The organism is Actinomycetospora cinnamomea (assembly GCF_003096675.1).
Lineage (GTDB): Bacteria > Actinomycetota > Actinomycetes > Mycobacteriales > Pseudonocardiaceae > Actinomycetospora > Actinomycetospora cinnamomea.
Genome location: NZ_QEKW01000021.1, coordinates 41,854 through 64,113 on the forward strand (window position 1 = coordinate 41,854; position 22,260 = coordinate 64,113).

The 22,260-nt window shown below is 74.7% G+C and carries 23 protein-coding genes and 1 riboswitch; of the genes, 11 read left to right on the forward strand and 12 right to left on the reverse strand.

Going from position 1 to position 22,260, the window contains the following annotated elements:
* Positions 1-9 precede the first annotated feature (9 nt).
* The 8 genes from C8D89_RS25150 (at position 10) to C8D89_RS25185 (ending at position 7,868) form a co-directional block, all read left to right on the forward strand.
* Complete coding sequence (locus C8D89_RS25150; protein ID WP_116710881.1) at positions 10-1,422, forward strand: hemolysin family protein; 1,413 nt, start codon at positions 10-12, stop codon at positions 1,420-1,422.
* On the forward strand, positions 1,419-2,588 hold the full coding sequence (locus C8D89_RS25155) for a hemolysin family protein (RefSeq protein WP_116710882.1): 1,170 nt from the start codon (positions 1,419-1,421) through the stop codon (positions 2,586-2,588). Before C8D89_RS25150 ends, C8D89_RS25155 begins: the two co-directional genes overlap by 4 nt.
* Entirely contained in the window at positions 2,585-3,574 is a 990-nt protein-coding gene (locus C8D89_RS25160; RefSeq protein WP_243418368.1) for an NAD(P)/FAD-dependent oxidoreductase, read from the forward strand. The genes C8D89_RS25155 and C8D89_RS25160 overlap by 4 nt, the downstream gene beginning before the upstream one ends.
* A 275-nt stretch (positions 3,575-3,849) precedes the next feature.
* Positions 3,850-4,719, forward strand: coding sequence for a VldE C-terminal domain-containing protein (locus C8D89_RS25165; RefSeq protein ID WP_133252067.1), 870 nt, complete (start codon positions 3,850-3,852; stop codon positions 4,717-4,719).
* 83 nt (positions 4,720-4,802) lie between these two features.
* Entirely contained in the window at positions 4,803-6,245 is a 1,443-nt protein-coding gene (locus C8D89_RS25170) for an APC family permease (RefSeq protein WP_341477333.1), read from the forward strand.
* Entirely contained in the window at positions 6,242-7,024 is a 783-nt protein-coding gene (locus C8D89_RS25175; protein WP_116710885.1) for a universal stress protein, read from the forward strand. Before C8D89_RS25170 ends, C8D89_RS25175 begins: the two co-directional genes overlap by 4 nt.
* A gap of 48 nt (positions 7,025-7,072) precedes the next feature.
* The gene (locus C8D89_RS25180; RefSeq protein ID WP_116710886.1) at positions 7,073-7,288 is read left to right on the forward strand and encodes a helix-turn-helix domain-containing protein; all 216 of its coding nucleotides are present in this window, start codon (positions 7,073-7,075) and stop codon (positions 7,286-7,288) included.
* 25 nt (positions 7,289-7,313) lie between these two features.
* Positions 7,314-7,868, forward strand: coding sequence for a Clp protease N-terminal domain-containing protein (locus tag C8D89_RS25185; protein WP_116710887.1), 555 nt, complete (start codon positions 7,314-7,316; stop codon positions 7,866-7,868).
* Positions 7,869-7,943: 75 nt separating this feature from the next.
* Here the strand turns inward: C8D89_RS25185 and gcvP are convergent, their stop codons facing one another.
* The 8 genes from gcvP to C8D89_RS25225 form a co-directional block, all read right to left on the reverse strand.
* Positions 7,944-10,877 carry an aminomethyl-transferring glycine dehydrogenase gene (gcvP, locus tag C8D89_RS25190; protein WP_116710888.1) on the reverse strand — a complete coding sequence of 978 codons (2,934 nt, stop codon included), beginning with the start codon at positions 10,875-10,877 and terminating at the stop codon, positions 7,944-7,946.
* Positions 10,878-11,070: 193 nt separating this feature from the next.
* A riboswitch (glycine riboswitch) is annotated at positions 11,071-11,174 on the reverse strand.
* 73 nt (positions 11,175-11,247) lie between these two features.
* Complete coding sequence (locus C8D89_RS25195; RefSeq protein ID WP_116710889.1) at positions 11,248-11,865, reverse strand: MerR family transcriptional regulator; 618 nt, start codon at positions 11,863-11,865, stop codon at positions 11,248-11,250.
* 119 nt (positions 11,866-11,984) lie between these two features.
* Positions 11,985-12,458: a bifunctional nuclease family protein gene (locus C8D89_RS25200; RefSeq protein WP_116710890.1), complete on the reverse strand. Its 474-nt coding sequence runs from the start codon at positions 12,456-12,458 to the stop codon at positions 11,985-11,987.
* A gap of 169 nt (positions 12,459-12,627) precedes the next feature.
* A complete protein-coding gene (locus C8D89_RS25205; RefSeq protein ID WP_207787413.1) occupies positions 12,628-13,506 on the reverse strand; it encodes a MerR family transcriptional regulator in 879 nt (292 codons plus the stop codon).
* Positions 13,503-13,964: a glycogen accumulation regulator GarA gene (gene garA / locus C8D89_RS25210; protein WP_116710891.1), complete on the reverse strand. Its 462-nt coding sequence runs from the start codon at positions 13,962-13,964 to the stop codon at positions 13,503-13,505. The genes C8D89_RS25205 and garA overlap by 4 nt, the downstream gene beginning before the upstream one ends.
* A 247-nt stretch (positions 13,965-14,211) precedes the next feature.
* Positions 14,212-14,601 carry a glycine cleavage system protein GcvH gene (gcvH, locus tag C8D89_RS25215; protein ID WP_243418369.1) on the reverse strand — a complete coding sequence of 130 codons (390 nt, stop codon included), beginning with the start codon at positions 14,599-14,601 and terminating at the stop codon, positions 14,212-14,214.
* A 50-nt stretch (positions 14,602-14,651) separates the two neighbouring features.
* A complete protein-coding gene (gene clsA / locus C8D89_RS25220; RefSeq protein WP_116710892.1) occupies positions 14,652-15,236 on the reverse strand; it encodes a cardiolipin synthase ClsA in 585 nt (194 codons plus the stop codon).
* 29 nt (positions 15,237-15,265) lie between these two features.
* Positions 15,266-16,015, reverse strand: coding sequence for an SDR family oxidoreductase (locus tag C8D89_RS25225; RefSeq protein ID WP_116710893.1), 750 nt, complete (start codon positions 16,013-16,015; stop codon positions 15,266-15,268).
* A 24-nt stretch (positions 16,016-16,039) separates the two neighbouring features.
* Between C8D89_RS25225 and C8D89_RS25230 the strand changes: the two genes are divergently transcribed.
* Positions 16,040-17,170 carry a glycosyltransferase family 9 protein gene (locus tag C8D89_RS25230; RefSeq protein WP_207787414.1) on the forward strand — a complete coding sequence of 377 codons (1,131 nt, stop codon included), beginning with the start codon at positions 16,040-16,042 and terminating at the stop codon, positions 17,168-17,170.
* Here C8D89_RS25230 and selD read toward each other — a convergent pair.
* From selD to C8D89_RS25245, 3 genes are all read right to left on the reverse strand, one after another.
* A complete protein-coding gene (selD, locus tag C8D89_RS25235) occupies positions 17,163-18,167 on the reverse strand; it encodes a selenide, water dikinase SelD (protein ID WP_116710894.1) in 1,005 nt (334 codons plus the stop codon). The genes C8D89_RS25230 and selD overlap by 8 nt on opposite strands.
* 17 nt (positions 18,168-18,184) lie before the next feature.
* Positions 18,185-18,865: a DUF742 domain-containing protein gene (locus C8D89_RS25240; protein ID WP_165825937.1), complete on the reverse strand. Its 681-nt coding sequence runs from the start codon at positions 18,863-18,865 to the stop codon at positions 18,185-18,187.
* Positions 18,866-19,245: 380 nt separating this feature from the next.
* Positions 19,246-19,485: an RNA-binding S4 domain-containing protein gene (locus C8D89_RS25245; RefSeq protein WP_116710896.1), complete on the reverse strand. Its 240-nt coding sequence runs from the start codon at positions 19,483-19,485 to the stop codon at positions 19,246-19,248.
* A gap of 36 nt (positions 19,486-19,521) precedes the next feature.
* Between C8D89_RS25245 and C8D89_RS25250 the strand changes: the two genes are divergently transcribed.
* Together C8D89_RS25250 and C8D89_RS25255 are read left to right on the forward strand one after the other, a co-directional pair.
* Complete coding sequence (locus C8D89_RS25250; protein ID WP_116710897.1) at positions 19,522-20,274, forward strand: sulfite exporter TauE/SafE family protein; 753 nt, start codon at positions 19,522-19,524, stop codon at positions 20,272-20,274.
* A 561-nt stretch (positions 20,275-20,835) separates the two neighbouring features.
* A complete protein-coding gene (locus tag C8D89_RS25255) occupies positions 20,836-21,693 on the forward strand; it encodes a hypothetical protein (RefSeq protein WP_116710898.1) in 858 nt (285 codons plus the stop codon).
* 96 nt (positions 21,694-21,789) lie between these two features.
* On the opposite strand, the gene C8D89_RS25260 is transcribed toward C8D89_RS25255, so the two are convergent.
* Positions 21,790-22,248 carry a GatB/YqeY domain-containing protein gene (locus C8D89_RS25260; RefSeq protein WP_116710899.1) on the reverse strand — a complete coding sequence of 153 codons (459 nt, stop codon included), beginning with the start codon at positions 22,246-22,248 and terminating at the stop codon, positions 21,790-21,792.
* Positions 22,249-22,260: the final 12 nt, after the last annotated feature.

The following is a 22,260-nucleotide window of genomic DNA, read 5'->3' on the forward strand; positions in this document are numbered from 1 at the left end:
CGAACGATCGTGGACGTCCTCCTGTCGGTGCTCGGCCTCGTGGGGTTCGTGGCCGTCACCTGCACCACGGCCATCTTCGTGGCCGCGGAGTTCTCCCTGACCAGCCTCGAGCGCAGCCAGATCGAGAACCACGTCGCCGAGGCCGACGACCGGCGCTCGAAGATCGTGCAGCGCGCCCACCGGAACCTGTCGTTCGAGCTGTCGGGCGCGCAGCTGGGCATCACGATCACCACGCTGATCACCGGTTACCTCTCCGAGCCGGCGATCGCGACGCTGATCTCGCCGCTGCTCGAGGACCTGGGCCTGCCCGCGGGCGCCGCGGGCGGCACCGCGGCGATCATCGCCCTGGTCGTCGCCACCGCGTTGTCCATGACCTTCGGCGAGCTGGTGCCGAAGAACCTGGCCATCGCCCGGCCCCTGGGCACCGCCCGGATGGTGGCCGGCCTCCAGGCCGGGTTCTCGCGGGTCCTGTCGTTCTTCATCACCGGGCTCAACGGCTCGGCCAACTGGATCGTGCGCCGCCTCGGCGTCGAGCCCGCCGAGGAGCTGCGTTCGGCGCGCTCGCCCCAGGAGCTCGGTTCGCTGGTCACCACCAGCGCCCAGCAGGGCACCCTGGACGAGGGCACCGCCGAGGTGATGGCGCGCTCGCTGCGGGTCGCCGAGCGCCGCGCCGACGAGCTGATGACCCCGCGGGTGCGGGTCGAGTCGCTCTCCCAGGACGACACCATCGACGACCTGCTGGCCGCCACGGTGCGCACCGGCTTCTCGCGCTTCCCCGTCGTCGACCGCGACCTCGACGACATCCGCGGCGTCGTGCACGTCAAGCAGGCGTTCTCCGAGCCGCGGGCCCGTCGCGCGACCACCAAGCTGCGCAACCTCATGCGCACCGCCACCACCGTGCCCGACTCCCTCGACGGCGACGAGCTGCTCGACCGCCTGCGCGGCGCCGGGCTGCAGATGGCGCTGGTGGTCGACGAGTACGGCGGCACCGCGGGCATCGTCACGCTCGAGGACCTCGTCGAGGAGATCGTCGGCGACGTCCGCGACGAGCACGACCGCGGCGAGGCCGCCCGCGTGCGCGGCGCCGGGGAGAACACCTGGATCGTGTCGGGGATGCTGCGCCCCGACGAGCTCGAGGAGGTCGTGGGCTGGTCGTTCCCGGAGAGCGAGGTCTACGAGACGTTGGCCGGCTTCCTGCTCGCCGAGCTCGGCCGCATCCCCTCGGTCGGTGACACGGTCACCACCGACGACGGCACCACGCTGGTGGTCACCCGCATGGTGCGCCGCCGTGTCGCCGACGTGCGCATCGACCGGCCCGCGGGCTCCGGTCCGGACGAGGCGGACCACGACGCCGCCGGGCGGGACCTCACCGTGCGCGACAGGGACGCCCGCCGTGAGCAGCGGACGGGGGTGGGCTCGTGAACGACTACGTCGCCCTGCTGTTGATGATCGCGCTGCTGCTGGCCAACGCGTTCTTCGTCGGCGCCGAGTTCTCCCTGATCTCCGCGCGCCGCGACCGTCTCGAGGCGCTGCTGGCCGAGGGCACCGCCGGGGCGGGCACCGTGCTGCGGGCCTCCGAGCACCTGTCGATGATGCTCGCCGCCGCCCAGCTCGGGATCACGATCTGCTCGCTGGCACTCGGCTCGCTCGGCGAGCCGGCCGTCGCGCACCAGCTCGAGGCCGTCCTCGAGCCCCTCGGCGTGCCGACGGTGCTGACACGCACGATCTCCTTCGTCATCGCGCTGATCATCGTGACCATCCTGCACATCGTCATCGGCGAGATGGTGCCCAAGAACATCGCGATCGCCGGGCCCGAGCGCACGTCGCTGTGGCTGGTGCCGCCGCTCGTCGCGTTCCTCAAGGTGACGCGGCCGGTCATCACGGTCCTGAACTGGGTCGCCAACCACTTCCTGCGCCTGTTCGGCGTGACGCCGGTCGACGAGCGCGAGTCGGCCTACACCCCGCAGGAGATCGCCGAGATGCTCTCGGAGTCGCGCCGCGAGGGGCTGCTCGACGCGTCGCAGACCCGGCGGCTGACCCAGGCGCTCAGCTCGGCGGAGCACACCGTGGCCGACGTGATGATCCCGCTCGAGCGGGTCACGGTGCTGCCGCCGAACCCCACGGTCGGCGCGGTGGAGGAAGCCGTCGCCCGCACGGGGTTCTCGCGGTTCCCGGTGCAGGCCCCCGAGGCGCCCGACGCCCACCCGCGCCTCGACACCCACGCCACGGAGCCGGGCACCACCCCGATCACGCCGTCGGACGACGCCCCCGACCACGCGCCGGTGGTCGCGCTCGACGGGTACCTGCACGTCAAGGACGTCCTGGACCTGGGCGACGACGGGGACGACGGCGACGACGGGGACCACGCGGTGCCCGCCGACCGGGTGCGCGCGCTGCCCGAGCTGGCGCTCACCGCGCCGGTGGACGAGGCGCTGGCCGCCCTGCGCCGCGAGGGCTCGCACCTGGCCCGCGCCGTCGACGACCAGGGCGCGACCGTCGGCCTGGTGGCCATGGAGGACCTCGTGGAGGAGTACGTCGGCACCGTGCGGGACAGCACCCACGTGACGCGGCCGGTAGCGCGCACGTGAGCTCGCGAGGGCCCGCCCTGCGCCGGGAGGTGCTGGTCGTCGGCGGCGGCATGAGCGGCATCGCCTGCGCCCGTGCCCTGGCCGACGCCGGCACGCCGGTGAGGGTGCTCGAGCGCTCGCGGCACGTCGGCGGGCGGATGGCCAGCCGCCCGATGCCCGAGGGCGCAGGGAACCAGGCCCACGTCGTCGACCTCGGCGCGGCCTACTTCACGGTGCGCGACGAGGAGTTCGCCGCCGTGGCGCAGGGCTGGCTGGAGCGGGGTCTGGCCATGCCGTGGACCGACACGCTGGCCAGCCGCGAGCCCGACGGCTCGTGGAGGTCCACGCAGGGCCCGGACCGGTGGTGCGCGCCCTCGGGCCTGCGCTCGCTCGTGGCCGACCTCGCCGTGGGTCTGCCGATCCGGTTCGGGCACGCGGTGTCGGCCGTCGAGCCCGGCCCCGCGGTCGACGGGCTGCCGGCGTGCGCGGTCGCGCTCGCGATGCCCGACCCGCAGGCCGCGCGCCTGCTGCACCCCGCGCTGCGCGCCGGGCCGGTCGTCGCCGATCGGGAGTGGCACCCGGTGATCACGGTGGTGCTGGCCTACGCGCACAGGAGCTGGGGGCCCCTGTCGGCGGCCTTCGTCAACGGCCACCCCGACGTCGACCTCGTCGCCGACGACGGCGATCGCCGCGGCGACCTCGCCCCCGTGCTGGTCGCGCACACCACCGCGGAGCGGGCGCGGAAACACCTCGACGACCCCGACGGGGCGATCGCGCCGGTGGCCGCCGCGGTCGGCGAGCTGCTGGGCCTGCCCGACGCGCCGGCGTGGACGCACGCCCACCGGTGGTCGTACGCGAGCCCCGCGCAGCCCCGCGACGAGGAGTTCCGGCTCGACGACGACCTGATCGGGCTGTGCGGCGACGGCTGGGGCAGCCCGAAGGTCGAGACGGCATGGCGCTCGGGCACCCTGCTCGGCCGGGCGATCGCCGCGCGCGTCAGCTGCTGAGCGTCTGCCCGGCGGCTCCTCCCCACCGCTCGTCCCACCGCCGCTGCGGTCCGCCGGCGGGTCGTCGCGGCCGGTGACCGTCGACCGCGTCCGGCCTCCCGCCCGCCGTCACGGGAGCAACCCGGCCTGGTCCCGGCGTCCGGCTCGTCTACTGTCGCTCACGGAACGGTCACGAGCAGGTCACGGCTCCCCACCTCCGACCTTGCTCACCCCGACCGGCGACGACCGACCCCGACGGCGTCGCCAGGCCGTTCCACGTGAGTGGAAGGCAGAACGTGACACGGCAACGCTCCCCCTGGGGCCGTGACGCGCACGCAGGAACGCGCCGACGCGAGCCCCGCACCGTCCCCTTCGTCCTGCCCGAGGGCGCCCCACGCGGCGCCGCGCGGCACCGCTCCCCCGGTCGCGCCGCGGCGCGGCACGGCGCGGTGGCCGCCGGGCTGACCGGCAGCGCCCTGGCGCTCGTGGGACCGGCGGTCATCGCCCTGCCCGAGCAGGACGCCGCGACCACCCTCGAGCTCTCGGCCCAGGGTGCCGCCCTGGCCGACACCGCCGCCGCGCCCTCGGGCAACGCCGTGGGCTCCGCCGGCGCGGTCAGCCCGGTGGCCAGCGCCGGTGGCGGCGCCGCCTCGGCCGACCTGATCAAGGCCGCCGAGCGCGACCGCGCCGCCGACGCGGCCGCTGCCGCGGCGACGCGCCAGGCCGAGGAGGAGGCCGCCGAGCAGCGGCGTTCGGAGCAGGCCGCCGAGGAGGAGGAACGGTCCTCGTCCCTCGACTGCGGCGCCTCGGGCTCCTACGGCGGCGTCGCCGACGCGGTGCAGGAGGTCGGCAACGCGATGGAGTGCGTCTTCCCCGGCCACGACGTGCTCGGCGTCGGCAGCCGCGGCGGGCAGTCCGACCACCCCGACGGCTACGCACTGGACTTCATGACGACCAGCGGCGACGCCATCGCCGACTGCGTGGTCGAGAACAAGGACGCCCTCGGGGTCTCGTACGTCATCTGGGACCAGCGCATCAACACCGGCTCCGGCTGGGAGGGCATGGAGGACCGCGGCGGCGCCACGGCCAACCACGAGGACCACGTCCACATCTCCTTCGAGCGCAGCGGCTCCCCCGACGTCTCGGCGCTGCGGAGCTGCGGCTGACGTCTTCCGCCGCCGCGGGCTAGGCTCCCCCGTCACCCGCTCGACGACGAGGGGCCAGCCCCGGCGAGCGAGGAGAGGCACGAGTGGGCGCACCCGGACCCGCCGCATGGCTGCGGCGCAAGCCCGTGACCGCGATGGCCGCGGAGACCGGCGCCGACGCCACACCCGGCCACGAGGGGGGCGAGCTCCAGCGGTCGATCGGCCTCGGCCAGCTCGCGGCGATCGGCATCGGCGCCACGGTGGGCACCGGCATCTTCTTCGTGCTCTCCGAGGCGACGCCCGAGGCCGGCCCGGCCGTCGTCGTGTCGTTCGTGCTCGCCGCGATCACGGCAGGGCTCACGGCTCTGTGCTACGCCGAGCTCGCGTCGGCGGTGCCGGTCTCCGGCTCGTCGTACTCCTACGCCTACGCGACCCTCGGCGAGGCCGCGGCCATGGGCGTGGCCGCGTGCCTCATCCTCGAATACCTCGTGTCCTCGGCGGCGGTGTCGGTGGGCTGGTCGGAGTACCTCAACGCCCTGCTCGAGAGCACCGTCGGAATCCGGTTCCCCGAGGCGCTGTCCGGCGCGCCGGGCGCGGGTGGGGTGTTCAACCTCCCGGCCGTCGTCCTGGTGCTGCTGTGCACGGTGCTGCTGGTGCGCGGGGTCCGCGAGTCCGCGACCGCCAACGCGATCATGGTCGTGATCAAGCTCGCGGTGCTGCTGCTGTTCGTCGGCCTCGCCTTCACGGCGTTCTCGGTCGACAACTTCGCGGATTTCGCCCCGCTGGGCGTCGGGGGCGTCGGTGCCGCCGCGGGCACGGTGTTCTTCTCGTTCATCGGTCTCGACGCCGTGTCCACCGCGGGCGAGGAGGTGTACGACCCGCGCCGCACGCTGCCCCGGGCCCTCGTGCTCGCGCTCGTCGTCGTGACCGCGGTCTACCTGCTGGTGGCCGTGTCCGCGCTCGGCGCGCAGCCGTGGCCGGAGTTCGAGGGCCAGGAGGCGGGCCTGGCGGCGATCATGACCGAGGTGACGGGCTCGGCCTGGCCCGCGATCGTCATCGCCGCCGGCGCCGTGATCTCGATCTTCAGCGTCACGCTGGTGACGATGTACGCGCAGACCCGCATCCTGTTCTCGATGAGCCGTGACGGGATGCTGCCCCCGGTGCTGTCCCGGGTGAGTCCCCGGACACTGACGCCGGTGCCCACGACGCTCATCGTCGGGACGGGGGTCGCGGTGCTCGCCGGCCTCGTGCCGCTCGACGTGCTCGCCGACCTGGTCAGCATCGGCACGCTCGTGGCGTTCACGGTCGTCTCGATCGGCGTGATCGTCCTGCGCCGGACCGCTCCCGACCTCCCGCGCGGCTTCCGCGTCCCCGGCTATCCCGTGACGCCGATCCTCTCGATCGTGGCGTGCCTCTACCTCGTGTCGGGCCTGTCCTGGATCACCTGGATCGTCTTCGTGGCGTGGGTGGCCGTGGTCCTGCTGTTCTGGGCGTTCTACGGCGCCCGGCACTCGCGCCTCGCGCGCACCGCCGGGGAGGTGTCGTGACGGTCGTGGTCGGCCGCCGACCCCGCGAGGTCGCCGACGGCGCCGAGCGGTTCGGAACGCGCCTGGCCCGCGCGCTGGGTGCCCGGGTGGTGCTCTGCACCGTCTCGCCGCCGGGCGAGGACGCCCCCGTCGAGCTGCCCCCCGTGATCGACGGCGTGCCGGTGGAGGTCGTGCACGTCGTCGACCGTTCGGTGCCCGGCGGCCTCGCCCGCGCCGCGCACACCCACCAGGCCGAGGTGATCGTCCTCGGTGACGGCCCGCCCGTCGCCGGCACGGTCGGCGCCCGCCTGGCCCGGGCCGCGGACGTCGCGGTCGCCCTGGCCGGCACCTCGGGGGCCGACGGCCCGATCACCCGCGTGACCTGTGCTTTCGGTGCCGGCCGGGACGCCGGGGGTGTGTTGGCGGCCGCCGCCTCACTGGCCCGGCGCACCGGGGCGTCCCTGCGCGTCGCGTCCTTCGGCCCCCAGCGCGGGCCGACCGTCCCGCCCGAAGCGGGGCTGCACGCCGAGCGCGTGGTGGTCGAGCAGTGGCGGGAGCAGGTACTCGCCGCCCAGCGCGAGGTACTCGCCGCGCAGGAGCTGGAGGCCGAGACCCTCGCCGCGGCCGACACGACGGTCGAGGACGCCGTGGCGAGCATCGGGTGGGACGACGGTGACGTCCTCGTCGTCGGCACCGCCGCGGCCAGCGCCGCCGCGCGGCTGCTGCTGGGCGACCCGGGCGCCGCGGTGCTGCGCGCCGCTCCGGTGCCGGTGATCCTGGCGCCGAGCCACCACTCGTGACCGTCAACGCTCGTTGACACGGGCCCGTGCGTCAACGTAAGTTGACACATGGCTGATGCGACGGCGGTGGCGGCAGCGGCGTCCTCGCGCGACCCGGCGACGGGGCTCGCGGCGGTGGCGTCGCTGCGCAACCTGCTCGAGTCCCTCGAGGAACTGCAGGTGCGCAACGCGCGGGACCAGGGCTGGTCCTGGCAGCAGATCGCCGACGGGCTGTCGGTCAGCCGGCAGGCGGTGCACAAGAAGTACCGCCGCCACGTGTCCTGATCTCCACCGACGGCGGGAGGCCGACGTGTTCGAACGGTTCACCGACCCGGCGCGCCGGGTCGTGGTGATGGCCCAGGAGGACGCGCGCGAGCGCGCGGACGACCGGATCCGCAGCGAGCACCTGCTGCTTGCGATGTGCCGGGCCGGGGACACCCGCGGCGCGGCGCTGCTGGCGGAGCGCGGGGTGACCCGGCAGGTCGTCGAGGACGATCTCCGCACCCCCACGGTCCCCGACCGCGACGCCCTCGCCAGCGTCGGCATCGACCTCGACGAGGTCCGTGGCCGCGTCGAGGACGCCTTCGGTCCCGGCGCGCTGGAGAACACACGCGCGGCGGGGATGCGGCGTCGTCGGCGCTTCGGGCACATCCCCTTCGACCGAGGCGCGAAGAAGGTGCTCGAGCTCGCGCTGCGCGAGGCGATCCACCGCGGCGACCGGGCACTCGGGACCGAGCACGTCCTGCTCGGCATGCTGCACCGCGAGACCGGGCGCGCGGCGACGATCCTGCACGCCCGCGGCCTCGCGCTGCGCGACCTGCGCGCCGCCCTCGACGACGGCGCGCCGGGGGCCGCGAGCGGGTGACCGTGTGGTCTCCGGCCACGTGAGCAGTGCGGAGTGTCAGAGCACTCCGAACCGCTCACGTGCGCGAAGCGCACCTCAGTCGGCGAGCTCCTCCAGCGGGGGGCAGGAGCAGACGAGGTGGCGATCGCCGTGGGCGGCGTCGATGCGCCGCACCGGCGGCCAGATCTTCACCGGGCGGCCGCCGGCGGGGAACGCCGCCTCCTCGCGGGTGTAGGCGTGCTCCCACGCGTCGGTGAGCACCGACTTCGCGGTGAAGGGCGCGTGCACCAGCGGGTTGTCGTCCGCCGGCCACTCCCCCGACTCCACGCGGGCCACCTCGCGCCGGATGGCGATCATCGCGTCGCAGAAGCGGTCGATCTCGTCGAGGTCCTCGGACTCCGTGGGCTCGACCATGAGCGTCCCGGCGACCGGGAACGACATCGTCGGGGCGTGGAAGCCGTAGTCGGAGAGACGCTTGGCGACGTCGTCGACGGTGATGCCCGAGGCCTTGGTGAGCGGACGCAGGTCGAGGATGCACTCGTGGGCGACGTAGCCGCCCGGCCCGGTGTAGAGCACCGGGAAGTGCTCGTCGAGCCGCTTCGCCACGTAGTTGGCCGCCGCGACCGCGGTCAGGGTCGCTCGACGGAGCCCGTCGACGCCCATGAGCCGCACGTAGGCCCAGGAGATCGGCAGGATCGACGCCGACCCCCACGGCGCCCCGGCGACCGGCCCGACGCCGGCGTCCGGGCCGGCCGACGGCTGGGCGGGGTGGTTGGGCAGGAACGGCGCGAGGTGCTCGGCGACGCCGATCGGGCCGACGCCCGGCCCGCCGCCGCCGTGCGGGATGCAGAAGGTCTTGTGCAGGTTCAGGTGGCTGACGTCGGCGCCGAACCGGCCGGGCCGGGCGAGCCCGACCAGCGCGTTGAGGTTGGCACCGTCGACGTAGACCTGCCCGCCGGCCTCGTGCACCAGCCGGCAGACCTTGCGCACCCGCGGCTCGTACACCCCGTGGGTCGACGGGTAGGTGATCATGATCGCGGACAGCGCCTCGCCGACCTCGCCGATCACCTTCTCCAGGTCCTCGAGGTCCACGTCGCCGCGCTCCGTGGTCTTGACGACCTTGACCCGCATGCCCGCCGAGATCGCCGACGCCGCGTTGGTGCCGTGCGCCGAGGACGGGATGATGCACACGTCGCGGTGCTCGTCGCCCCGGCTGCGGTGGTAGGCGCGGATCGCGAGCAGGCCCGCGAGCTCGCCCTGCGAGCCGGCGTTGGGCTGCAGCGAGACGGCGTGGTAGCCGGTGAGGTGCACCAGCCAGTCCTCGAGGTCCCGGATCACCTGCAGCATCCCCGGCGCGTCGGACTCCGGGGCGAAGGGGTGCAGGTTCCCGAAGCCGGGATCGGTGATCGGCTCCATCTCCGCCGTGGCGTTGAGCTTCATCGTGCAGGAGCCCAGCGGGATCATGCTGCGGTCCAGCGCCACGTCCTTGTCGGACAGCTCCCGCAGGTACCGCAGCAGCGAGGTCTCGCTGCGGTACCGGTGGAACACCGGGTGGGTCAGGTACGCCGACGTGCGCCCGAGCGCCGCGGGCACGGCGTCGGCGGTGCCGGCGTCGAGGTCCTCGGCGTCCACCTCCCCCGCGCCGAGCGCGCGCCACAGCGCCCGCAGATGCTCGCGGGTGGTGCGCTCCGAGCACGAGATGCCGACGTGGTCCGCGTCGACCTCGCGCACGAGGATGCCCTCGCCGCGACACGCCGCGACCGCCCCGGCCGCGCCGCCGGGCACGCGTACGAGCACGGTGTCGAAGAACTCGCGGTGCACGACCTCGACGCCGCCCTTGACCAGCCCGGCGGCGAGCACCGCGGCCATCCGGTGGGTGCGGCGCGCGATCGCGTGGATCCCCGACGGACCGTGGTGCACGGCGTACATCGCGGCCATCACGGCGAGCAGGACCTGCGCGGTGCAGATGTTGCTCGTGGCCTTGTCGCGGCGGATGTGCTGCTCGCGTGTCTGCAGGGCCAGCCGGTGGGCCGGGTCGCCGTCGGCGTCGATCGACGTGCCGACGAGCCGTCCGGGCAGCTGGCGGGCGAGCCCCTGGCGCACCGCGAGGAACCCGGCGTGCGGGCCGCCGAAGCCCAGCGGCACCCCGAAGCGCTGGGTGGAGCCGACCGCGACGTCCGCGCCGATCTCGCCGGGCGGGGTGACCAGGGCGGCGGCGAGCAGGTCGCAGGCCACGACGACCGCGGCGCCGCGAGCGTGCGCGGCCTCGACGACGGCGCGGTGGTCGCGCAGCGCCCCGGAGGCGCCGGGGGCGGCGAGCAGGAGGCCGAAGAAGTCATCCGTGGGCAGGTCGGCGCTCGCGTCGACGATCGCCAGCTCGATGCCCAGCGCGTCGGCGCGTGTGCGCAGCACGGCGATCGTCTGGGGCAACGTGTCGGCGTCGACGAGGAACCGCGAAGACTTCGTCCTGTCGGCGCGGCGCAGCAACAGCATGGCCTCGGCCGCCGCGGTCGACTCGTCGAGCATCGAGGCGCCGGCGACGTCGAGGCCGGTGAGGTCGCAGACCATCGTCTGGAAGTTCAGCAGCGCCTCGAGCCGACCCTGGCTGATCTCGGGCTGGTAGGGCGTGTACGCCGTGTACCAGGCCGGGTCCTCCAGCACGTTGCGGCGGATGACCGCCGGGGTGATCGTGCCGTGGTAGCCGAGGCCGAGCATCGGCTCGAGGGTGGTGTTGCGGGCGGCCAGGGCGCGGAGCTCGTCGAGGACCTGCGCCTCGGTGGCCGGCGGGGGCGGCGCGGCGCCGGTGGCGTCGTCCGACCAGTCGGCCGGGTCGCTGCGGATCGACGAGGGCATCGCGGTGTCGGCGAGCTCCTCGAGCGACCCGACGCCGATCGTGGAGAGCATACGCGCGAGACCGCGCGCGTCGGGGCCGATGTGACGGTCGGCGAAGGGCACGCCGTGCTCGAGCGCGGCGAGCGGGGCAGCATCCCAGGGGGAACGCGACGACGGGGATCCGTGCGGTGTGGTCATGACGCCTCCGGCAGCAGGGCGATCAGGGGCCTCACGCGCTGCGGACGTCACCGTCCGTCGCGCGGCCTCCCCCTCTGCCACTGCCCGCCCGTGCGAGCGCCTGAGAGCTTCGCCGGCTGGGCGGGCTCGCCACCGGCTTGCACCATCGGCGGGTGGTCACTCCGGGGAGCGGCCACCACTTTCCAGAGGTCGTCTCCTCCGCGCGGTCGGGTTGCCTGAGAGGTTCCGGGGAGGAGTTGCTCCTTCGGCGCCTGCGCCCAGAGGCTTCTGTGTGCAGGTCTCTCCCGCGCGGTGTCCAAGAACGACGCGCTGAGGATAGCGCAGCGACCGGCCCGGCCCCAGGACCTGAGTGGCCCCGGTCACGCCCGCGTCAGCCGGCGGACCGGGCTCCCCGGGCACGGCGGGACGCGAGCTCGTCCTCCGGCGCGTGGTCGACCACGGCGGCGTCGGCCCGCTCGGCCGGGAACCGGGAGATGGTGCCGGAGATCTCGCGCATGGCGCCGCCGACCGCGATGCCGAACACACCCTGGCCGCCCTGGAGCAGGTCGACGACCTCCTCGGGCGAGGTGCACTCGTAGACCGTGACGCCGTCGGAGAACAAGGTGATGCGCGCGAGGTCGCGCACGCCGTGGCGACGCAGCTGCTCGACGGCGACGCGGATGTTGTTCAGCGAGACGCCGGTGTCGAGGAGGTTCTTGACCACCTTGAGCACCGCGAGGTCCTTGAAGGAGTACAGCCGCTGGGAGCCCGATCCGGTGGCGGTGCGGATGCTGGGGACGACGAGCTTCGTGCGCGCCCAGTAGTCGAGCTGCCGGTAGGTGATGCCGACGATCTGGCAGGCGGCCGGGCCGCGGTAGCCGACGACCTCGTCCATGCCCGGGACCGCGTCACCGAAGACCTGGTCGTCGAACAGCGATCCCTGCTCACCCTCGGGGCCGAGGGGGTCGAGCTCGGGGCCGGGGGGACCGCCGTCCTGACCACCGCTCACCGATTGCCTCCCTCGTGCCGTTGTGACGCCGACGGTACGAGCGGCGGAGATGGGGGTCAACGCGACGCGCGGCGACTCTCGACCTCAACTTGAGGCTGAGACTAGCGAACGCTGCGTGACTAGGTGTCGGCACCCCGGAAGTCCTCGGGAGAGACGCTGTCGAGGAACTCGCGGAACTTCTCGACCTCGTCCTCCTGCTCGTCGGGGATGACGAGCCCGGCCTCGGAGAGCACGCCCTCCTCGGCGTGGATGGGCACGCCGACGCGCAGGGCGAGGGCCACCGAGTCGCTGGGGCGGGCGGAGACGCGCACGTCGCCGTCGAACACCAGCTCGGCGTAGAAGGTGCCCTCCTGCAGGTCGATGATCCGGACCTGCTCGAGACGGCGGTCGAGCGCGCCGAGCACGTCCTTGAGCAGGTCGTGCGTCAGGGGACGGGCCGGCTTGACGCCCTGCTGCTCGAGGGCGATGGCGGTGGCCTCGACCGAGCCGATCCAGATCGGCAGGTAGCGGTCTCCCTCGGCCTCCCGCAGGAGGAGGATCGGCTGGTTCGCGGGGAGCTCGACCCGAACACCCACGACACGCATCTCGCTCATGCGACTCGCCCTCCTCGTGTGGTCGAGCTCGGCCGACGGATCGAGACGCTACACGCTCGGCACCCCCCGTGCGCGCGGCCGAAAGGGCTCCCGCGGGCGCGTCGCCCAGCGGCCGCGGGCGTGCGTGAAGGGTGCGTGACGCGGCCGGGTCGGCGGTGTTCCGGGCGCGTCAGCGGCGCAGGCCGTGGCGCAGCCCGGCGCCGACGAGCAGGGCGTGCAGTCGCCCCGAGAGCGCGGCGAGCTCGGCGGACAGCTCCTCGGCCCGGCGCGCCGCCTCCGGCCCGCGGCTGCGGGCGACGGGGGTGACGAGCTGGGCGAGCAGCCCGACCTCGCGGTCCGCGCTGGCCCGGGCCGAGCGCAGCAGCCGCGGCTCGACACCGAGGCGCGCCAGGGACGCCGCGGTGCGGGCGACGAGCACGTCCTCGGGCTCGAAGCGCCCGTCGGCGTCGGGGCGCAGGATGCCGTGGTGCTCGAGGCCGTCGAGCAGCGCGGCGTCCACACCGTCCTCGGCGAGCAGCACGTCGCGCCCGACCGTGTCGGCGCGGTCGCCCCGCGCCCCGTCGGGGTCGTCGTCGGGCTCGACGCGATCGGCCACCGAGGCCAGGCTGCGCACCCGCGCGGTCGCCGCCGCCGACGGCCCGCCGGCCCCCGGACGGGGACCCGACGGCCCGCCCGGACCCCCGGGGCCACCGGTGTCGGCCGCGGGCCCGCCGGGGAGGACGGCGTCCGCCCCCTCCCCCGGCAGCGCCGGCGCACCGCCCGCGGAGCCCGAGGGGTCGCGGTCGAACTCCTCGAGCTTGGCCCGGATGACCTTGAGCGGCAGGTAGTGGTCGCGCTGCGCGGAGAGCACGAAGCGCAGGCGTGCGACGTCGGCGTGGGAGAACTGGCGGTAGCCCGCCGGGGTACGGGCCGGCCGGATCAGGCCCTCGGACTCGAGGAACCGGATCTTGGAGATCGTGATCTCCGGGAAGTCGGCCCGCAGCGCGTCGAGCACCGAGCCGATCGAGAGGGGGGATCCCCCCGGCTCCGACAGCCCGGCCGCGGTCACTCCAGCCCCGCCCCCGCGGACCCGCCTTCGCGCGGGCCGGTGAGGAAGACGAGACGGAACTTGCCGATCTGCACCTCGTCGCCGTTGGCGAGCACCGCGGTGTCGACGGGCTCGCGGTTGACGTAGGTGCCGTTGAGGCTGCCGACGTCGACGACCACGAACTCCGCACCGTCACGGCGGAACTCCGCGTGCCGGCGGGAGACGGTGACGTCGTCGAGGAAGATGTCCGAGTCGGGGTGCCGGCCGGCGCTCGTGGTGTCGCGGTCGAGCAGGAAGCGCGATCCCGCGTTCGGGCCGCGCTTGACCACCAGCAGCGCCGAGCCGGCGGGCAGCGAGTCGACACCGGAGACCGGGGCGCCGCGCGACTCCGTCTCGGACTCGGCCAGGAAGTCGGCCCGGAAGACCGACGTCGTCTCGCCCTGACGCTCGGGGGGGACCGGGGGACCGCCTGTGCTCACCGTGCTCCTCCGTCGTGTCGTGCTCGGTCTCGTGCTCGGTCGAGGCGTCCCGTCCGCCCCGTCGGACCCGCGGGGCCCGGTCCCGGGCCCCGCTCGCCGACCGCGGTGACGGATCGTCGCGAGGTGGCCGTCACGGTACCGGTCCCCGTCACGGGGTCGAGGCCCTCCCCACCCACCGTGAGCGGGGCGGCCCGTGCCGTGGCGGAGCGTGTGGACACGCCCTCACGACGGGCTCGGGCGGCGACCCTCAGGAACCCTCGACGAGCTGCTGGTACGCGTCGGCGTCGAGCAGCTCGGACACCGCGTCCGCCCGCGGCACCCGGATCTCCATCATCCAGCCCGAGCCGTACGGGTCGGAGTTGATGAGCTCGGGAGTCTCGCTGAGCGCGTCGTTGACCCCGATGACCTCCCCGTCGAGCGGGGCGTAGATCTCGGAGACCGACTTCGTCGACTCGACCTCGGCGATCGACTCGCCGGAGGTGATCGACGCGCCGACCGTCGGCAGCGCGACGTACACGACGTCGCCGAGCTGGTCCTGGGCGTAGTCGGTGATGCCGACCCGGACGACCGTCGGGTCGCCCTCGCGGGCCGTGACCCACTCGTGCTCGGCGGTGTAGCGCAGGCCCTCGGGGACCACGGGCGGCTCCTCACGTCGTTGAGTTACTGCTGCGTTCGGGCGGCGGCAGGCTAGCGGGCCGGTGCCGCGACCGGCGAGCGCACGAGCTGGATCAGGTAGAGCGTGCCCGACCACAGGTGCAGCGCGATCCCCCACGCCGTGAAGGCGTAGGCGAACGGGCGGGCGAGGTCGGCGCCCGCCCAGTCCATCTGGGCGAGCAGGAGCAGCGGGAACGCGTAGAGCAGGTTCAGCGTCGCCGCCTTGCCGATGTAGAGCACCGGGAACGCGAGGTAGCCCTTGCGCCGCAGCAGCGGCAGCGCCGCAGAGACCACGACGTCCCGACCGATGATCAGGACGACCACCCACCACGGCACGATCCCGCGGACGAGGAACGCGGCGAGCGCGGCGACGGTGTAGAGCCGGTCGGCGAGCGGGTCGAGCAGCTCGCCGAGCCGGCTGTACTGATCGAGGGCGCGGGCGATGCGCCCGTCGAGCCAGTCGGTGACTCCGCTCGCGACCAGCACGATCAGCGCCCAGCCGTCGGCCCGCGGGCCGAGCAGCAGCCACAGGAACAGCGGCACGCCGGCGAGGCGCACGAGGCTCAGCGCGTTGGGCACGGTGAGCCAGCGCTCGCCGGCGAGCTCGCGGAGGGTCACGGCGGGCAGTATCCCCGCCCGCCGTGGGCTCAGCGCGCCGTCCAGCCCATGTCCATCGTCACCGGCGAGCCGGTGAACGTGGAGCCGGCGGGGGTGTTGAGGAACGCGACGACGTCGGCGACCTCCGACGGCTCGATCAGCCGCTTGCGGGCGTGCGGGGTGAGGATGACCTCCTCGATCACCCGGTCCTCACTGATCCCGTGGGCGCGCGCCTGGTCGGCGATCTGCTTCTCCACCAACGGGGTGCGGACGTAACCCGGGCACACCGCGGTCGCGGTGATCCCGTCCTCGGCGCCCTCGAGCGCGAGCGTCTTCACCAGCCCCAGCACGCCGTGCTTGGCCGAGACGTAGCCGGCCTTGTACGGCGAGGCGGCGAGCGCGTGCGCCGAGGCGATCGCGATGAACCGCCCGCCCTCCGGCGCCGCGCGCAGGGACGGCCAGGCGTACTTCGCCAGGAGGAACGGGCTGCTCAGCAGGATGGCGAGCAGGGCGTCCCACCGGTCCTCGTCGAAGTCGGCCACCGGCGAGACGTGCTGGAAGCCGGCGTTGGCCACGACCAGGTCGAGGCGCCCGAAGTGCTCCAGCGCCGTGTCGACGGCCGCCCTGTTGCCCTCGCGCGTGGTCAGGTCGGCGCCCAGAGAAGGTCCGGGAAGCGTCTCATCGGCCTTGAGGTCCACGCCCAGCACCGACCACCCGTCGCCGTGGAGCCGGTCCACGATCGCCCGGCCGATCCCGCTGCCCGATCCGGTCACCACCGCTGCTCGCTGCTCGTTCGCCATGCCCCGACCGTAGGCTCTCCCGCCGTGATCGCACCTGTCAGCGGCCCCGCCCTGGGGCTGCCGGCCCACCCCGCTCCCCCGGTGTCCGACGTCCGGCGCCTCGCCGTGCTGCGCGCGAACGGGCTCGGCGACTACGTCGTCGCCGAGCCGGCCCTGTCCGCGCTGCGCGCGGCCTACCCGGACGCGGAGCTGACGCTGCTCGGCGCCAAGCACCACGTCGGCCTGCTCGAGGGCCGGCCGTCGCCGGTGGACCGCGTCGTCACCGTGCCCCTCGTCCCCGGGGTGCGGGTCGGCCCCGAACCGGACGCGAGCGAGGACGAGGTCGAGGCCTGGTGCGCGCAGCGGCGTGCGGAGCGCTACGACCTGGCCGTGCAGCTGCACGGCGGCGGGCGGAACTCCAACAAGCTGCTGCTGCGCCTCGGCGCCCGGGTCACGGTGGGCGCCGCGACCCCCGACGCGCCCCGCCCCGACCGCTGGGTGCCCTACTGGCCCTACCAGCACGACACCATCCGCTGGCTGGAGGTCGCCGCCGCGGCCGGGGCCACGCCGACACGGGTGGAGCCTCGGGTGGAGGTGACGCCCGCCGACCTCGAGGCCTCGCACGCCGTGGTGCCCCCCGGGGACGCGCCGCTGCTCGTCGTCCACCCCGGTGCCACCGACGCCCGCCGCTGCTACCCCGAGGAGCGCCTGGGCGACATCGCGCAGGACCTCGCCGGCCGCGGCGCCCGCGTCGTCGTCGCGGGTGGGCCGAGCGAGGCCGAGCGCGTCGCCCGGGTGGTCGCGGGGATGCGCGCCGAGCCGGAGACCGCGGTCGGCACGCTCGACCTGCCCGCCCTGGTCGGGCTGCTCTCCCGGGCGACGATGGTGCTGGGCAACGACTCGGGGCCCCGGCACCTCGCGGCCGCGGTCGGCACGCCGACGGTCGCCGTGTTCACCTATGCCAACCTCGCCGACGTCGCCCCGCTGACCCGCGTGTGGCACCGCGTGCTCGTCTCGTGGCGCGGCGGCTGCCAGGTGTGCGGGCTGCGCGTGCTCGAGGGCTGGTGCGGCCACGGGGCGAGCGCCACCCACGACGTGGACCTCGAGGAGGTCCGCGATGCGGCCGTCGACCTGTGGGGGCAATCGATAGGGAGCACGCCGATAGGGCTCACGTGACGCGGAGCGTCATCCCGTCCTCGGCGGCCACCAGCTCGCCGATCACGGGGTGGCCGGGGATCTCGCCGGCCAGCAGCAACCCGCCCGAGGTCTGGGCGTCGGCGAGCAGCAGCGCGGTGTCCTCGTCGACGTCGAGCCGGGCGTGCGGGCGCACCCAGTCGAGGTTGCGCCGCGATCCCCCGGGGACGTAGCCGTCCCGTGCCGCCTCGCGAGCCCCGTCGAGGAACGGCACGGCGCCGCCGTCGATCACCGCGGTCACCCCGGACGCGCGCGCGAGCTTGTGCGCGTGGCCGAGCAGCCCGAAGCCGGTGACGTCGGTGCCGGCGCGGACGCCCGCGGCGACGGCGGCGCGCGAGGCCTCGGCGTTGAGCGTCGTCATCACCGCGATCGCCGCGTCGAACGCCTCCCCCGTGGCCTTGTGGCGGTTGTTGAGCACGCCGAGGCCCAGGGGCTTGGTCAGCGTGAGCGGGGTGCCGGGGCGGGCGGCGTCGTTGCGGATGAGCTGCCCGGGGTCGGCCGTGCCCGTGACGGCCATGCCGTACTTCGGCTCGGGGTCGTCGACCGAGTGCCCGCCGGCGACGTGGCAGCCGGCGAGGTCGGCGACGTCCAGGCCTCCGCGCAGCACCTCGGCGGCGAGGTCGTAGGGCAGCACGTCGCGCGGCCAGCAGAGCAGGTTGAGCGCGATCACCGGCCGCCCGCCCATGGCGTAGACGTCGGAGAGCGCGTTGGTCGCGGCGATGCGGCCCCAGTCGTAGGGGTCGTCGACGACCGGGGTGAAGAAGTCGGTGGTGGCGATGAGCGCGAGCCCGTCGCGAATGCGCACGGCCGCCGCGTCGTCGCCGTCCTCGAGCCCGACCAGCAGCTCGCCCTCGCGCGGGGTCGACGCCGACGGCATCAGCCCGCGGACCACGTCCTCCAGCTCGCCGGGCGGGATCTTGCAGGCGCAGCCGCCGCCGTGGGCGTACCCGGTGAGACGGACGGCAGGTGCAGCGGTCATGGTCCCCATCCTGCCCCTCAGAGACGATGCAGACCGTCCAGCACCCGCTGCATCATCTCCCGCGAGGGGGCGCCGGTGGCGGCGACGGCGCGGGGGTGGACGAGCAGCAGGCCGGCGCCGGCCATGTCGTCGATGATCACCCGCGCGACGCCCAGCGGCACCGCGAGCAGCGCGGCGACCTCGGCCACCGAGCGCGGGTCGTCGACGACGTCGCCGAGGGCCACGTGCTCGGGGTCCTCCAGCGGCGGGCGCGGCGACGGGATCGACACCAGGGTCTCGACCGCCAGGTCCGCCCGCGTCCGTGTGCGCCCGCGCGTGCGCACGTAGGGACGGACGCGGGTGCGCGTGCTCTCGGGCGGCTCCGGCGACGCGACGAGCACCGGGAGGGTCGGCGGGTCGTCGGCCTCGGGCCGGCGCTCGAGCGGCGCTGCCTGCGCGGGTGCCGCGGCGTCCTCGGCCGCGGTCCGCTCGGCCTCGCGACGCGCCCGTCGGGTGCGCGAGCCGAAGCGTGCCCCGGTGCGTCCGACAGCGTCGTCCTGGTGCTCCTCGGCCGGCGGCGCGGTCTGCAGCGCGGTCTGCGGTGGGGGCTCGGCCGGCTCCTCGGCCACGTCGTCGGCCGGCCGCGGGAATCGGGCGCCGGTGCGCCCGACGCGGGGTGTGCGACGGCGGCGCCGCTCGTCGCCGTCGGCCTCGCTCACACTCCGCTCCTCACGGCCGGCCCCGATCGGCGGACGTCGGCCCGCGTGCGCCGTCCTTCCGAGGCCGCCCACGTGCCCGGATGACCGGCTGCGCGTCACGATAGAGCAGGTCCGCAGGGCCCACACGGCCACACGAGACCTCTCACTCTGCGTCACGAGGTCGTTACACGGTGACGAAGTGGTCACGCCGCCGGGACGACCCGGTGTCGGCTTCCACGCAGGCCGTGTCCAGCGACGACGACCCCGCGACGGGGGGCTAAGCTTCATGTCAGCCCCACCTTGACCTCTCTCCGTGGGGCTGTTCCCACCGAGGCTCGGGGTCGTCGTCGTTCCACCCGGTTCGCCGGGACGGCGACCCCGAGTCTCGTTGCATGTACGAATCAATCACCCGTGCGGGAGACCCGCACGCGCACCCGTTCGCCCCCGAGCGCCACCACGTCGCCGGCGCCGAGCTGGCGGCCCCGGCGGCTCTCCGGACTCCCGTTGACGGTCACCGCGCCGGCCTCGAGGACCTCCCGCGCGGCCGCGCCGTGCTCGACGAGGCCGGCGAGCTTGAGCAGCTGGCCGAGACGGATCGCGTCGTCGCGGATCTCGACGTCGCGGACGGGTGTGCGCTCCACCTCCGCGAGTGTGCCGGGTGGTGCCGCGGTGGTGGGATGGCGCCGATGGGCGGGGTGCTGCTGGTGCTCGCGGGGGTCGGCGCGGGACTCACCGGTTCCATGGCGGGGCTGGCGTCGCTGTTCTCCTACCCCGCGTTGCTCGCCACCGGCCTCTCCCCCGTGGTCGCCAACCAGACCAACACCATCGCGCTCGCCGTCTCGAGCGTGGGCTCGATGCTCGGCTCCCGCCCGGAGCTGCGCGGCCAGGTAACGCGCGTGCTGCGCCTGCTGCCGCTGACGATCCTGGGCGGGGCGGTCGGCGCCCTCCTCGTGCTGCTCACCCCGTCCGACGCCTTCGCGCTGATCGTCCCGTTCCTCGTCGCGGGCGCCTCGCTGGTCCTGCTCTGGCGCCCGCGGACCGATGCCCGTCCGGTGTCCTCGCGGGCGGGCCGCGCCCTGACCGTCGTCGGGGTCGTCGCCGTGGGGGTCTACAGCGGCTACTTCGGCGCCGCCGCGGGCGTGGTGATGATGGCGCTGCTGGTGCGGGCGCTCGCCGACACGCTGGTGCGCGTCAACGCCGTGAAGAACGTGCTGCTCGGGGCGTCGAATGCCGTCGCGGCGGTCGGCTTCGCGGTCGTCGGCGAGGTGTCCTGGTCGGCGGCCCTGCCCCTGACCGCCGGCCTGCTCGTGGGCAACTACTGCGGCCCCGCGATCGCCCGCCGTCTCCCGCCGACCATCCTGCGCCTCGGGATCGCCGGCGCCGGGCTCGTCCTCGCCGCGGTGCTGCTCCATCGGGCCGTGACGAGCTGAGCCAGGCTCTCCGGGGGATCCCGGCCGCACATACGCACAAGATCGCGTCGAGATCGACACCCGTCGCGGCCGGTGCCCGTGGCGGCGGGGTCGTCGGTCGTGGGGTCGTCGGTTCGGGAGCACCGGTCGCCGGCGCGGTACGCCGAGAGCTAGGCGCAAGATCGCGTTCGGACCGGCACCGGGAGGTGCTCAGAGCGGGCAGCGAAGGCGCCCCTCGCACACTCCCACGCGGCGAAGGCGCCCCTCGCTGCACCCCGGCGCAAGCCCTCGCACCCTGTGCAGCGAACGCGGCGTTCGCTGCATCTCACGCAGCGAGCGCGCCGTTCGCTGCCACCGTCCCCGGGTGCGAGGAGCCGCCTCGCACCCGCGAGCGGCACCCGCACCGACGCGAGGCTGTCGGTCTCGCTGCGATCTTGTGCGTAGCTCCCGGGAGGACCTCGAGCACCCATCCACGCACGGAGCGCTCGTCGGTCCGGCTGCGATCTTGTGCACAGGTCGACCGGAACGGCTCGGCGGGCGGGGAGACGGAACCGTCGGCGCGGCGGCCACGTCGAATCCCGTGTGACCGACGAACAGCCCGCGGAGGGCGCGGAGACCCTGATCGGCCGGTGTCGGGACCTGCTCGAGAACCGACCCGACGCCGTGATCGCCGGGCCCACGGCGGCTGCGTTGTGGATCGACGCGCTCGGCGGCATCCCGCCCGGCGACGACCGCGAGGCCCACCTCGAGCTCGTACCGGCGCTCGCCGTCGCACCGCTCGAGATGGTCGTGCCCGGACGCGGGGCGCGCCCGGCACCCGGGACTCGGGTACGAGCCGACCGGCTGGACGCCGGAGAGACCCGCGAGGTGCAGATCGGTGGCGGGACCGTCCGGCTGACGAGCCCGGTGCGCACGGCATTCGACCTGGCGCGCGGGCTGCCGCTCGACGAGGCCGTGACGGTCGTCGACGCGATCGCGGCCCGGCACGCCGTCCGGCCCGACGACCTGCGGAGGATGGCGCACCACCACCCCGGCGTCCGCGGTCGGCGGGCGGTCTTCCCGGTCGCCGACCGCGTCGATCACGGAAGCACCTCCCCCGCCCGCACGCGTGTCCGGCTCGTCCTGCGGCGCGGCGGGGTCGACGCGCCGCTGGCCGGGCGGGCGATCGTCGACCGGCACGGGGCGCTCGCCGGGCTGCTCGACCTCGCGTGGCTCGACGACGGATGCGGGCTACAGGTCGGGCGGACGCGACCGGAGGCGCTGGCGCGCACCGGACGGCTCGGCGAGCTCGGGTGGTTCGTGCAGCTCATCCCTGACGAAGGGCCGGCGGACTGGCTGGTGCACCAGGCCCGTGGTCTGCTCGCCCGGCGACGAGGGCGTGTCCCCCCGCCGCTCGCTGTGGCGTTCGCCCGCCGTCCACGACGACCGTCCGGCCGGTGATCGCTCGGCTCCCGACGAGCCCGTGCCCGGCGCGGGCCACGTCCTCGGGCGTCGTCGTCTCGCGGTCGAGCATCGGCCTCGACCTGACGGTGACCCTCACGACGCGCTGAGCTGGCGCTTGACCTCGGCCGAGACCCGACGCCCGTCGGCGCGCCCCGCCACCTGCGGCTGCACCGCCTTCATCACCGGGCCCATCTGCTTCGGACCCGCCGCGCCGGTCTCGGAGATCACCGCCGACACGATCGACGCCAGCTCCTCGTCCGAGAGCTGCGTCGGCAGGTAGTCGGTGAGCACGGCCTGCTCGGCGCGTTCGCGCTCGGCGAGCTCGGTGCGCCCCGCGCCGTCGAACGCCTCGGCGGACTCGCGGCGCTTCTTCGACTCGCGCCCGAGGACCGTCACGACCTCGTCGTCGCTGAGCTCACGGTGGCTCTCGCCGGCGGTCTCCTCCGCGCTGATCGCGGACAGGGCCATCCGCAGCGTCGCCACGCGGACCTGGTCACGGGACTTCATCGCGGTGGTCAGGTCGCTGCGCAGTCGTTCCTTCAGGTCGGACACGCCCCCACCGTA

Excerpts from the sequence above, each read along its gene's own strand:
- C8D89_RS25225 (WP_116710893.1), bottom strand. The coding sequence starts at position 16,015 with ATGGCGAACGAGCAGCGAGCAGCGGTGGTGACCGGATCGGGCAGCGGG.
- C8D89_RS25200 (WP_116710890.1), bottom strand. The coding sequence starts at position 12,458 with ATGAGCGAGATGCGTGTCGTGGGTGTTCGGGTCGAGCTCCCCGCGAAC.
- gcvP (WP_116710888.1), bottom strand. The coding sequence starts at position 10,877 with ATGACCACACCGCACGGATCCCCGTCGTCGCGTTCCCCCTGGGATGCT.
- C8D89_RS25250 (WP_116710897.1), top strand. The coding sequence starts at position 19,522 with ATGGCGCCGATGGGCGGGGTGCTGCTGGTGCTCGCGGGGGTCGGCGCG.
- C8D89_RS25180 (WP_116710886.1), top strand. The coding sequence starts at position 7,073 with ATGGCTGATGCGACGGCGGTGGCGGCAGCGGCGTCCTCGCGCGACCCG.
- selD (WP_116710894.1), bottom strand. The coding sequence starts at position 18,167 with ATGACCGCTGCACCTGCCGTCCGTCTCACCGGGTACGCCCACGGCGGC.